Origin of the sequence: Rhodanobacter sp. C06 (assembly GCF_002001105.1) — a bacterium.
Lineage (GTDB): Bacteria > Pseudomonadota > Gammaproteobacteria > Xanthomonadales > Rhodanobacteraceae > Rhodanobacter_A.
Window position 1 is genome coordinate 39,023 of the sequence record NZ_MUNP01000063.1, and the last position, 11,614, is coordinate 50,636.

An 11,614-nucleotide genomic window follows, 5' to 3' on the forward strand; every position below is an offset into this window, starting at 1 on the left:
AATGCTGGACGTGGAACTGAAGATCCTCGACCCGCGTCTGGGCAATGCGATCCCGCTGCCCGAAGCGGCCACCAGTGGCAGCGCCGGCATGGACCTGCGTGCCGCGCTGGACGCGCCGCTCACGCTGGCACCCGGCGACAGCGTGTTGGTGTCCAGCGGCATCGCCATCCATATCGGCGACCCGGGCTGGTGCGCGCTGATCGTGCCGCGCTCGGGTCTGGGTCACAAGCACGGCCTGGTGATGGGCAACCTGGTCGGCGTGATCGATGCCGACTACCAGGGCCCGCTGATGATTTCCTGCTGGAACCGCGGCCGCGCGCCGGTCACCATCGGCGTGGGCGACCGCATCGCCCAGCTGCTGCTGGTGCCGGTGGCGCAGGCGCGGCTGCACATCGTGGGCGAGTTCGCGCCCAGCGTGCGTGGCGCCGGCGGTTTCGGTTCGACGGGCATCAAGTGATTCCGGTTGCGTGCGGGGCGGGCCGGACGTGGCGGATACCTGCGGGGACAGGGTATGGCGATGAGTGACGCAAATGGATCGCGCCGGCGCGCGCAGCCGGACTGGCAACGGTTGTGGCCGCTGGCGTTGGGCACGTTGCTGTTGCTGCTCGGCGCGTTCTGCGCCTGGCAGACCTGGCTGATTGCGGACGAAGGCAATGCGGCGGCGCGGGTGCAGCAGGCGCGCGACGAGGCGGTGCAGCAGCTGGCGCAGGCAGTCGCCGCACAGCGTGCCACGGTGGAACAGGCGGTGGCCTCGCTGGATCCGGCCACGCTGCAGGGCGATCGCGCCGCGCTGGTGGCGGCGCTGCACGCGAAGTTGCCGCAGGCGCGCCGGTTGGACGTCTACAGCGGCAGTCTCGACGAAGTGCTGCACGCGAACTTCCGCGAGTTCGGCTACGCCAAGGCGGCGCAGTTGATGGCCGCACAGACCGCCGACGGCGTGCCGCCGGTGCAGAGCGTGTCGCACGGCGTGGGCGACCGCCGGTTGAGCCTGGTGCTCCCGCTGGGTCCGCCGCAGCAGGCGCAGGCCTGGCTGTGGGTGGAGCTGCCGTTTGCGCCGGTGCAGCAGGCCTTCGAGGCGGTCTCGCCCGCGGGTGGTCGGCTGGATCTGCGCCAGGGCGACGCCAGCACCGACATGCGCATCCTTTCGCACGGCAGCGCCGGTGCCGGAGCGGAGCCGGTCGCGAAGATGGTGCCGGGCAGCGCGTTCAGCGTGGCCGCGGCCATGCCGATGGCGTTCATCGTGCTGCCGCGCACGTGGCCGTTGACCGCGCTGCTGGCGCTGGCCGGGCTCGGTGCGGGGCTGTACCTGCTGTGGTGGCGCTTGCGGCGGCGCGAGCTGCCGATCGCCGAGCGAGACATCGACATCGAGGAGTTCAAGTTGTCCCAGCAAGCCGCCCGCCAATCCGCGCCGCCCGCGCCGGTGCTCGCCAAGCTCGCCACCGCAGCGGCACCTGCGCCCGCGCCGGTGGCGAAGCCCGCAGCGAAGATTGCGCTCGACCCGTCGATCTTCCGTGCCTACGACATCCGCGGCGTGGTGGGCAAGACGCTCGACGCCGGTGTGGCGCGCCTGCTCGGCCAGTCGATCGGCACCCTGATGCGCGAGCAGGCGCTCACCGAGATCGTGGTGGGCCGCGACGGCCGCCTGTCCGGCCCGGAGCTGGCCGGCGCGCTGGCCGAGGGCCTGCGCGCGGCCGGCGTCGACGTGATCGATCTTGGCGCGGTGCCCACGCCGGTGGTGTATTTCGCCACCTGGCACTACAACACAGGTTGCGGCGTGGCGGTGACCGGCAGCCACAACCCGCCCGACTACAACGGCTTCAAGATCGTGATCGGCGGCCAGACGCTGTCCGAGGGCGCGATCCAGGACCTGTACCACCGCATCGCCGAGAACGCGCTGGAGCGCGGCGGCGAAGGCAGCCTGCGCCAGGTCGACGTGGTGCTGGATTATCTGGAGCGCATCGTCTCCGACGTGCAGGCCGAGCATCGGCTCAAGGTGGTGGTGGATTGCGGCAACGGCATCCCCGGCGCGGTGGCGCCGCAGGTGCTCAGCGGCATCGGCTGCGAGGTGGTGCCGCTGTACTGCGAGGTGGACGGCACGTTCCCGAACCACCATCCCGATCCTTCCGATCCGCACAATCTCGAGGACCTGATCCTCGCGGTGAAGCAGACCGGCGCCGACCTCGGCGTGGCCTTCGACGGCGACGGCGACCGCCTCGGCGTGGTGACGAAAACGGGCGAGATCATTTTCCCGGATCGCCTGCTGATGCTGTTCGCGCGCGACGTGCTGGCGCGCCAGCCGGGCGCCACCATCATCTACGACGTGAAGTGCACCGGACACCTGAAGGGCCAGATCCTCGAGGCCGGCGGCAGCCCGCTGATGTGGCGCACCGGCCACTCGCTGATCAAAGGCAAGATGCGCGAGACCGGCGCGGAGCTGGCCGGCGAGATGAGCGGCCACTTCTTCTTCAAGGAACGCTGGTACGGCTTCGACGACGGCATCTATGCCGGCGCGCGGCTGCTGGAGATCCTCGCCGGCGATCTGGAGGAGCGCACGCCGGAGGAGATCTTCGCCACCCTGCCCAAGGGCGTCTCCACGCCGGAGCTGAAGATCGAACTGGCCGAGGGCGAGCACTACCGTTTCATGGAGATGTTCCGTGCCCGGGCGAACTTCGGCGATGCCACCTTGATCACCATCGACGGCGTGCGCGCCGACTGGCCGGACGGCTGGGGCCTGGTGCGTGCCTCGAACACCACGCCGGTGCTGGTGCTGCGCTTCGATGCGGACAACCCGACCGCGCTCGCGCGCATCCAGCAGGTGTTCCGCGAGCAACTGCTCGCCGTCGATCCCGCGTTGAAGCTCCCGTTCTGATCAAACGTGGAAGGCCCGGCATGGCCGGGCCTTCGCGTCAGGGGTTTCGTGCCGTGAGCGGCTCAGGGATGATCGTTCTGCTCGGCCTGCAGTGCGCGGTAGTGCGCTAGCTGCTGCGTCTGCGCCTGCGCGGCCTGCTCGCGTTGTGCCTGCTGGCGCTGCAGCAGTGCCTGCAGGTCGCTCACCACGCCGCGCTGCTTGGCGATGCCGTCCTGCAGGGACTTCGGCAGCGACTGCTTGTTGTGCTCGAACTCGGCGCCGCGACCGAGCAGTTCGGTCAGCGCCTGCTCCTGGCTGCGCAGGTTGAGCCGGCTGGTGTGGATCTGCTGGTCCATGTTCGCCAGCGCCTGCTGCAACGCAGCCTTGTACGCGGCCTCGTCGGGATAGGCGGACAGCATCTGCTCGTCGGTGCGGGCGCGGTCCTGGGCGGCGCGCTGCGTGGCGGCCTGCTGCGCGGCCTGCTTCTGTGCGGCGGCGCGTTCCTCGGGGCTGAGCTGGCGCTGCACGCGCTGCACCACCATGCCCTGGTCATTGACCACGTCGTAGCCGTACTTGATCGCGTCCTGGCTGAGGCTGTCGCTGAAATGCGGCAGGCCCTTGCCGTCCACCCACTTGTAGCGCATGCCGTTGTGGTCGGCGTTCTGGGCGCAGACGGTGGCGCTGGCGAGCAGCGCGGCGATGGTCAGGACGTGTAGCGGCTTGTGCATGAATACCCCCTGGTCGGAAGTATAGACATCATCGCAGCAACGTGACGCCGGGACCGCCAGTCCGGGCGTCGGTCCGTGATCGCGTTCGCCCGGCGGTTCAGCCAGCGACCCCGTAGCGCCCGCGATAGGCCACGAGGCGGGCGTGCTCGGCGGCCAGTTCCGGGCGCTCGCCGGCATAAGCCAGCACGTCGGCGAGGCTGGTGATCGCGATCACCGGGATGCCGTAGTCGCGCGCGATTTCCTGCGCGGCGGAGAGCTCGCCCTGGCCGCGCTCCTGCCGGTCCAGCGCGATCAGCACGCCGGCCGGTTCCGCGCCGTGGGCGCGGATCAGCGCCAGCGATTCGCGCACGGCCGTGCCGGCGGTCATCACGTCGTCCACGATCAGCACGCGGCCCTTGAGCGGCGCGCCGACCAGCACGCCGCCCTCGCCGTGGTCCTTGGCCTCCTTGCGGTTGTAGGCCCAGGGCAGGTCGTGGCCGTGCTGCTCGGCCAGCGCGATCGCGGTGGCGGCGGCCAGCGCGATGCCCTTGTAGGCGGGACCGAACAGCATGTCGACCGCGATCCCCGCGTTCACCACCGCGGCGGCGTAGGCGCGGCCCAGCCGGCCCAGCGCGGCGCCGGAATCGATCCGCCCCATGTTGAAGAAGTAAGGGCTCTGCCGCCCGGACTTCAGCGTGAATTCGCCGAAGCGCAGCACCTCGCGCTGCAGGGTGAGCTCGATGAAGTCGCGCTGGTAGTCGTGCATGGGGTTCTCTTCAGGAAAGGGCGCGCCACAACAGGTGCTGCGGCCCGGAGCGGCCGCCATGGTACAGCGTGCCGCTGTCCGCGAAGCCTGCGCGCCGGTACAACGCGAGCGCAGCGGCGTTGTCGCAATTCACCGTGAGCAGGAGGCGGTGCGCCTGCGGATGGCGTTGCGCGAGGTCGGCCAGCAGCACATCCATCGCGGGCATGGCGAGGCCGCGTCCCTGCCAGGCAGCATCGAGCTGGAACGAACGCAGGCCCAGCGCGTCGGCATCATCATCGAGGCCGGTGAGGCTGCGTGCGCTGTGCTCGATGCGGTAGTAGCCGATCGGCATGGCATCGAGCAGGATCGCCATCGGCTCGCTGCCGGCGCATTGCTCGGCGTCGGCCAGCGTGCGCGCGGGCGGACTGACGAAGCCGTCCTGCTCCGGTCGCGCGTGCAGCCGCAGCACGGCTTCGCGCAAGGCGGGCGTGACAGGGCAGACGTGGAGGTCGGGCGACGCGGCCATGATTGCTATGATGCCCGCTCCGCACCGGGAGTCGCGCATGCGCATCATCAGCCTGAACGCCAACGGCATCCGCTCGGCCGCGACCAAGGGCGTGTTCGAGTGGTTGCGCCAGCAGAAGGCCGACGTGGTCTGCCTGCAGGAAACCAAGGCGCAGGAAGACCAGCTCGGCGACCCGATGTTCCGTCCCGACGGCCACCACTGCTTCTACCGCGACGCCAGCAGCAAGAAGGGTTATTCCGGCGTGGCGATCTACGCGAAGCGCGAGCCCGACGCGGTGCGTACCGCGCTGGGCTGGGACGCATTCGACAACGAGGGCCGCTACGTCGAGGCGCGCTTCGGCAAGCTCAGCGTGGTGTCGCTGTACGTGCCGTCGGGCACTTCCGGCGACGAACGCCAGCAGTTCAAGTTCAAGGCGATGGACTGGCTCGCGACTATCCTCGACGAATGGCTGCACAGCGGCCGCGACTACGTGCTGTGCGGCGACTGGAACATCGTGCGCAGCGAGAAGGACATCAAGAACTGGAAGTCCAACCAGAAGAATTCCGGTTGCCTGCCGGAGGAACGCAGCTGGCTCAACGGCCTGGTCGAGCGCGGCTGGGTGGACAGTTACCGCACGCTGCATCCGGAAGGCGAGGACTACACGTGGTGGTCGAACCGCGGCCGCGCCCGCGAGAACGACGTGGGCTGGCGCATCGACTACCAGCTCGTCACCCCCGCGCTGGGCCAGCGCCTGAAGCGCTGCGCGATCTACCGCGACGAGCGTTTCTCCGACCACGCGCCGTACACCGTCGACTATGCCGACTGAGGCTGCCGCAGCGCCGGGACGCAACTGGCGCATCCTCAGCATCGGCCTGCTGGGCTTCGCCTCCGGCCTGCCGCTGGCGCTGTCCGGCCCCGCGCTGCAGGCCTGGTTCACCACGGCAGGCATGAGCCTGCGCGACATCGGCTGGATCACCCTGATCGGCCAGGCCTACGTGTTCAAGTTCCTGTGGGCGCCCCTGCTGGACCGTCTGCCGCTGCCGTTCCTGGGGCGCCGGCGCGGCTGGATCCTGCTGATGCAGCTGCTGTGCGGCGCCGCCCTGATCAGCATGAGCTTCTACACGCCGCAGGGCGCGGCGGCCACGCTGGCCTTCCTCGGCGTGCTGCTGGCGTTCGCCTCGGCTACCCAGGACATCGCCTACGACGCGCATCGCACCGACCTGCTGCGGCCGGCGGAGCGCGGCTGGGGCGTCGCCTTCATGCAGGGCGGCTACCGCGCGGCGATGCTGGTGTCCGGCGCGCTGTCGCTGATCCTCGCCGATCACATGGGCTGGGCCTGGGTGTACCGGCTGATGGGTGCGCTGATGCTGGCGGCGATCCTGGTCACGGTCACCTCGCCGGAGGCGCCGGACGAACAGCCCACGCGCAGCTTCGCCGAGGCGGTGGTGCAGCCTTTCATGGACTTCTTCCAGCGCTATGGCGGGCTGGCGCTGGGGTGGCTCGCGCTGATGGTGCTGTACAAGCTGTGCGACGCGTTCGCGCTGTCGCTGTCCACCACCTTCCTGCTGCGCGTGCCGCAGTTCTCGCTGACCCAGCTGGGCGCGATCAACAAGACCTTCGGCCTCGCCGCGGGCCTGCTCGGCGCGCTGGCCGGCGGCTGGGTGGTGACGCGGATGCGGCTGTTCCCCGCGCTGCTGCTGCTGGGCGTGCTGCAGGCGCTGGTGAACCTGGGCTACATCTGGCTGGTGCACAGCGGCCCCGACTTGCTCGCTCTCGCGATCGTGGTGGGTGCGGAAAACTTCTTCAGCGGTCTCGGCAGCACCGCCTTCGTGGTGCTGGTGACGGCACTGTGCAACGTGCGCTACTCGGCCACCCAGTACGCGCTGCTGTCCTCGCTGTCGGCGGTGGGTCGGGTGTTCCTGGGCCCGCTCGCGGCTTGGCTGGTGCCGCAGGTGGGCTGGTCGGACTTCTTCGCGATCACCGCGCTGTCGGCACTGCCCGGCCTGCTGCTGGTCCTCGTGCTGCGCCGCGCGATCGACCGCGCCGAGCTGGCGCGACCGCACTGAGCACGGGTTCACGTTGCGGGTGCGGCGCAGACCACGGAACGGCGGCGTGCCGCTTGCCTGACATCGCCACGCTGGCATCATCGGCGACGCAGGGGTGCGCCGCGCGCAAGGAGCCGACGAATGCCCGATCTCGTGATACGCCATGTCGATCATCTACTGGCCGAACGCATCCAGGCGTTCGCCAAGAACCACCAGTGGAGCATCAACGAGGTGCTGCTGCATGCGCTGCGGCGCGGCCTTGGTGCCGCCGAAAGCGGCCAGCAGGCCGAGACCCTGATCGAGGCCGACGAACTCGCGGTGCTGGTCGGCGCGTGGAATCCGGCCGAGCAGGCGGTGTTCCGCGAAACCGTGCAGGCGCTGTCGACGACACGCGGCGATTCGCTGGTGCCGGCCTCGCGCGAGGCCCGGCTGTTCGAGTGAGCCGGCTCCGGGTGCGCCGACTCAGCGCGGCGCGGGATGGATCGCGCCGAGCAGGCGCAGTCCGCGCGCACCGGTGACGGCGGGCAGGTTGCCGGGCAACCCGAGCTGGCGCTGCCGGGCCAGCCACGCGAACGCGGTGGCTTCGAGGAAATCCGGGTCGACACCGGACGCCGCCGTGCTTGACAGCGGGCGCGGCGCGAGCAGCTCGGCGAGCCGACGCATCAGCGCGCCGTTGTGCACGCCGCCGCCGCAGGCCAGCACGTCCTTCGCATCCGGCGCGTGACGCGCGATGGCCGCGGCCACGCTGCATGCGGTGAGTTCCAGCAGGGTGGCCTGCACGTCGGCCGGCGCCAGCGCGGCCATACGCGGCTGCGCGGCCAGCCAGTCGAGATGGAAGTGCTCGCGGCCGGTGCTCTTCGGCGGTGCCAGCGCGAAATAGGGATCGGCCAGCAGCGCATCGAGCAGGGTGTCGTCGACCTTGCCACTGGCGGCGAATGCACCATCACGGTCGAATGCTTCGCCGCGATGACGCAGGCACCATGCATCCAGCAAGCCGTTCGCGGGGCCGGTGTCGAAGCCGGTCACGCCGCCGTCGGCACCGAGCACGGTGATGTTCGCGATGCCGCCGAGATTGAGCACCACGCGCGTGCGACCTGGCACGGCCAGCAACATTGCGTGCACGGCCGGCAGGAGTGGCGCACCCTGGCCGCCGGCAGCCACGTCGGCGCGGCGGAAATCCGCCACCACGGTGATGCCGCAGCGTTCGGCGATCGTGGCCGGATCACCCAGCTGCAGGGTGAACGGATGCGCGCCCGCGGGACGGTGGCGCACGGTCTGGCCGTGCGAGCCGATTGCGTGTACCGCCGCGGCGGGCGTGCCGCTGTCGCGCAGCAGGGCCAGCGCGGCTTCGGCGAAGCCATGACCCAGCGCCACGTCCAGCCGTCCGAACTCATCGAGATCCAGCGCGGTTTCACCCTGCGCCACCGCGAGAATCTCCGTGCGCAGCGCATCGGGCCAAGGATGCGTGCGCGCGGCCAGCAGGCGCGGGCGCTCCTGCTCGAACGACACCAGCGCGGCATCGATGCCGTCGGCGCTGGTGCCGGAGATCAGGCCGAGGTAGAGCGACGGGACCTCACTCACGCGGGCGCGATGCTCAGCGGTCGCTGTTCGGCGTGTTGGCCCGGGCCAGCTTGATGCGCTGGTCGATCTGCTCCAGCCGTGCCAGTTCGGGCTTCACCACGGTAGCCTTGAACTTTGCCATCTGGGCCGCGGGCAGCGGCTCGGGCTTCGGCAGGGTCACCGTCTGCGGATTGCGCTGCACGCCGTCCACGCGGAATTCGTAATGCAGGTGCGGGCCGGTGGCGAGTCCGGTCATGCCGACATAGCCGATCACCTGGCCCTGCTTCACGCGCGAACCCACGCGCAGGCCCGGCGCGAAGCGCGACATGTGGCCGTACGCGGTGCTGATGTCCTTGTTGTGCTGGATCAGCACGAAGTTGCCGTAGCCGTTCTCCCAGCCGTGGTACTTGATCACGCCGTCGCCGGCGGCATGGATCGGCGTGCCCATCGGCGCGGCGTAGTCCACGCCCTTGTGCGCGCGCATGCGGCCGAGGATCGGGTGCATGCGCGCCGCGCTGAAGGTGGAGGAGATGCGGGTGAAGTCCACCGGGATGCGCAGGAAGGACTTCTGCAGCGGCCGGCCGTCCTCGCTGAACCAGCCGTAGTTGCCGTCGGCCTTCCTGAAGCGGTAGGCGGTGTAGCGCTTGCCCTGGTTGACGAACTCGGCGGCCACGATGTCGCCTTCGCCGTAGCGCGCGCCGTCGCGGTAGATGTCGTCGTAGATCACGGTGAAGCTGTCGCCCTCGCGCAGGTCCTGCACGAAGTCGATGTCGTATTTGAACAGGTCGGCGAGCTTGCCCACCATCGCCCCGCTCAGCCCGGCCTGGTCGCCGGCGGCGTAGAGGCTGCTGCGGATCACGCCGTGCGCCACTTCCTCGCGCACATCCATGTCGCGTGGCTGCAACGTGAGCGTGGCCTGCGGGCCGTCGAGGCGCACGATCGCGCGGTTGGCCTGGTCCTTGTCGAAGCGGAAGCCGAGCAGGCTGCCGCCGGGGCCGAGCAGGAAGTCGAATTCCTCGCCGGGATGGATGTTGTGCAAGGCGGACTTCGCGTCGCCGGCGGCGTCCATCACCTTCTGCAGGTCGGTCAGGCTGAGCCCGCGGCCACCGAAGATGTCGGACAGGGTCTGGCCGGGCCGCACCCGCACCACCTGCCAGTCGTCCACGGTGGAAACCGCCGGATCGACCGTGGGCAGTTTCGGCAGGGCCAGCGGCAGCAGGGTGTGCGCCTCGACCGTGGGCGCGGGTTTCATCGCGGTGGCCCAGGCCGGCATGATGAAGCCGGAAAGCAGGGTCACCATCAGCGCGGTGCCGGCCAGCACCCAGCGTTCGCGGTGCCAGTGGATCGGCGTGGTGGATGCCGAACGATCGAACGACCAGTGCGCGCAGCGTTCGTAGAAGCTGACGTGCCGACGCTGCGCCTTGCGGCAGATGGCCTGCTTGCGTGCGTGGCGCGCCCCCCGAATTTCCTCACCCATGCTGCGCAAGCCTCGTCGTACAAAGTAACAAACCCGCGTACCATAGTCGCCGCGTGACAAGTGCGTCAATGCCTTTCCCATCAAGGGTTTGCGCTGCGTTTTCGGTTAACGCACAATTAACGTCGAAACGTGATTGCCATCGCCCAAATGGCTGTCATGGCAACCACAAACCCCGAGGAACGCATGAACGAATCCGAGCAGGCGCTGGCCGCGATCGCGCGCGGCGCCGACGAAATCATCAAGCGCGAGGATCTGCTGGAGCGATTGAAAAGCGGACGTCCGCTGCGCATCAAGGCCGGCTTCGACCCCACCGCGCCGGACCTGCATCTCGGCCACACCGTGCTGCTCAACAAGATGCGCCAGTTCCAGGATCTGGGGCACCAGGTGATCTTCCTGATCGGCGACTTCACCGGCATGATTGGTGATCCCACCGGCAAGAACGTCACGCGCAAGCCGCTCACCCGCGAGGACGTGCTGAAGAACGCCGAGACCTATGCCGCGCAGGTCTACAAGGTGCTCGATCGCGAGAAGACCGAGTTGCGCTTCAACTCCGAGTGGTTCGGCCAGATGGGCGCGGCCGACATGATCAAGCTCGCCGCGCAGCACACCGTGGCACGCATGCTCGAACGCGACGACTTCGCCAAGCGTTATGCCGCGCAGCAGCCGATCGCGATCCACGAATTCCTCTATCCGCTGGTGCAGGGCTACGACTCGGTGGCGCTGAAAGCCGACGTCGAACTCGGCGGCACCGACCAGAAGTTCAACCTGCTGATGGGACGCGCGCTGCAGGAGCACCACGGCCAGCCCCCGCAGGTCGTGCTGACCATGCCGCTGCTGGAAGGCCTGGACGGCGTCAACAAGATGTCCAAGTCGCTGGGCAACTACATCGGCATCGATGAGCCGGCGATCGACATCGTCACCAAGACCCTGAAGATCGACGACGCGTTGATGTGGCGCTGGTTCGAGCTGCTCAGCTTCGACGTCTCGCTGGACGAGCTGGCACGGATGAGGCGCGAGGTGGAAAGCGGCGCGCTGAATCCGCGTGACGCCAAGCTGCGCCTCGCACGCGAGCTGGCCACGCGCTTCCATGACGCGGCCGCCGCCGAGCAGGCCATCGCGGGCTGGCACGCGGTGGTGCGTGGCGAGGGCGACACCTCGCTGCTGCCGCTCAGCGAGATCGCGGCGCCCGCCGAGGGCCTGCGCCTGCCCGCGTTGCTCACCGCGGCAGGGCTCACCGCCAGCAACTCCGAGGCGAACCGCAAGCTCAAGGAGCGCGCGGTGCGCATCGACGCGGAAGTGGTGGAGGACGCGCAGCGCGTGTTCGCCGTCGGCTTCGAAGGCGTGCTGCAGGTGGGCAAGCGCAACTTCGCCCGGGTGCGACTGACCGGCGGTTGAGCGTCATGCAGGCTTCGCGGGAATGTCTTTCGTGAGATCAGTGGCTTGCATGAAAGAGCGAGATTTCTTCTAAGAAACCGCTTGCCAAGATTCGGGCGCCTCCCTAGTATTCGCCGCCCCGCTGCTGCATCGGCACGGCGTCCCACCTGCTCGCTGAAGATTCTTCTTCGAGGGTGTTGACGGTCCGGAAAGACGATGTATAGTAGGCGGCTCACCGGGACGAAATGTCCTCTAGCGGAAAGCTCCGCGGTGGTTGGATCTTTGACAGTGTGCACAGGTGAATTGTGTGGACGCCTTGCGCTGGCGGGTCGATGACCTGTCCAAGCAATGCA

The 11,614-nt window shown here is 69.0% G+C and carries 11 protein-coding genes; 6 read left to right on the forward strand and 5 right to left on the reverse strand.

Annotated features, from left to right (window positions below; genetic code table 11):
- The first annotated feature begins 1 nt into the window (after position 1).
- Positions 2 to 457, forward strand: a complete 456-nt coding sequence (gene dut / locus B0E52_RS13850; protein ID WP_077484732.1) for a dUTP diphosphatase — start codon at positions 2 to 4, stop codon at positions 455 to 457.
- Between the two features lie 54 nt (positions 458 to 511).
- Positions 512 to 2,869, forward strand: a complete 2,358-nt coding sequence (locus tag B0E52_RS13855; protein ID WP_077484734.1) for a phosphomannomutase/phosphoglucomutase — start codon at positions 512 to 514, stop codon at positions 2,867 to 2,869.
- 62 nt (positions 2,870 to 2,931) lie between these two features.
- Here the strand turns inward: B0E52_RS13855 and B0E52_RS13860 are convergent, their stop codons facing one another.
- The 3 genes from B0E52_RS13860 to B0E52_RS13870 all read right to left on the reverse strand — a co-directional run bounded on the left by B0E52_RS13860 (position 2,932) and on the right by B0E52_RS13870 (position 4,826).
- A complete protein-coding gene (locus B0E52_RS13860; protein ID WP_077484736.1) occupies positions 2,932 to 3,576 on the reverse strand; it encodes a DUF4124 domain-containing protein in 645 nt (214 codons plus the stop codon).
- A 97-nt stretch (positions 3,577 to 3,673) separates the two neighbouring features.
- Positions 3,674 to 4,321 carry an orotate phosphoribosyltransferase gene (pyrE, locus tag B0E52_RS13865; protein ID WP_077484738.1) on the reverse strand — a complete coding sequence of 216 codons (648 nt, stop codon included), beginning with the start codon at positions 4,319 to 4,321 and terminating at the stop codon, positions 3,674 to 3,676.
- Positions 4,322 to 4,331: 10 nt separating this feature from the next.
- Positions 4,332 to 4,826: a GNAT family N-acetyltransferase gene (locus tag B0E52_RS13870; RefSeq protein WP_077484740.1), complete on the reverse strand. Its 495-nt coding sequence runs from the start codon at positions 4,824 to 4,826 to the stop codon at positions 4,332 to 4,334.
- Between the two features lie 37 nt (positions 4,827 to 4,863).
- Here B0E52_RS13870 and B0E52_RS13875 point away from each other — a divergent pair, with 37 nt between their 5' ends.
- The 3 genes from B0E52_RS13875 to B0E52_RS13885 all read left to right on the forward strand — a co-directional run bounded on the left by B0E52_RS13875 (position 4,864) and on the right by B0E52_RS13885 (position 7,291).
- Positions 4,864 to 5,631 (forward strand): exodeoxyribonuclease III, encoded by a 768-nt coding sequence (locus B0E52_RS13875; protein WP_077484742.1) that lies wholly within the window; start codon positions 4,864 to 4,866, stop codon positions 5,629 to 5,631.
- The gene (locus B0E52_RS13880) at positions 5,621 to 6,871 is read left to right on the forward strand and encodes an MFS transporter (protein ID WP_077484744.1); all 1,251 of its coding nucleotides are present in this window, start codon (positions 5,621 to 5,623) and stop codon (positions 6,869 to 6,871) included. Before B0E52_RS13875 ends, B0E52_RS13880 begins: the two co-directional genes overlap by 11 nt.
- Before the next feature lie 120 nt (positions 6,872 to 6,991).
- Positions 6,992 to 7,291, forward strand: a complete 300-nt coding sequence (locus B0E52_RS13885) for a hypothetical protein (protein ID WP_077484746.1) — start codon at positions 6,992 to 6,994, stop codon at positions 7,289 to 7,291.
- Between the two features lie 21 nt (positions 7,292 to 7,312).
- Here the strand turns inward: B0E52_RS13885 and B0E52_RS13890 are convergent, their stop codons facing one another.
- Entirely contained in the window at positions 7,313 to 8,431 is a 1,119-nt protein-coding gene (locus B0E52_RS13890) for an anhydro-N-acetylmuramic acid kinase (RefSeq protein WP_077484748.1), read from the reverse strand.
- 13 nt (positions 8,432 to 8,444) lie between these two features.
- Positions 8,445 to 9,887, reverse strand: a complete 1,443-nt coding sequence (locus B0E52_RS13895) for a peptidoglycan DD-metalloendopeptidase family protein (protein ID WP_077484750.1) — start codon at positions 9,885 to 9,887, stop codon at positions 8,445 to 8,447.
- Positions 9,888 to 10,070: 183 nt separating this feature from the next.
- Between B0E52_RS13895 and tyrS the strand changes: the two genes are divergently transcribed.
- Complete coding sequence (gene tyrS, locus B0E52_RS13900; protein WP_077484752.1) at positions 10,071 to 11,282, forward strand: tyrosine--tRNA ligase; 1,212 nt, start codon at positions 10,071 to 10,073, stop codon at positions 11,280 to 11,282.
- The last annotated feature ends 332 nt before the right edge of the window (positions 11,283 to 11,614 follow it).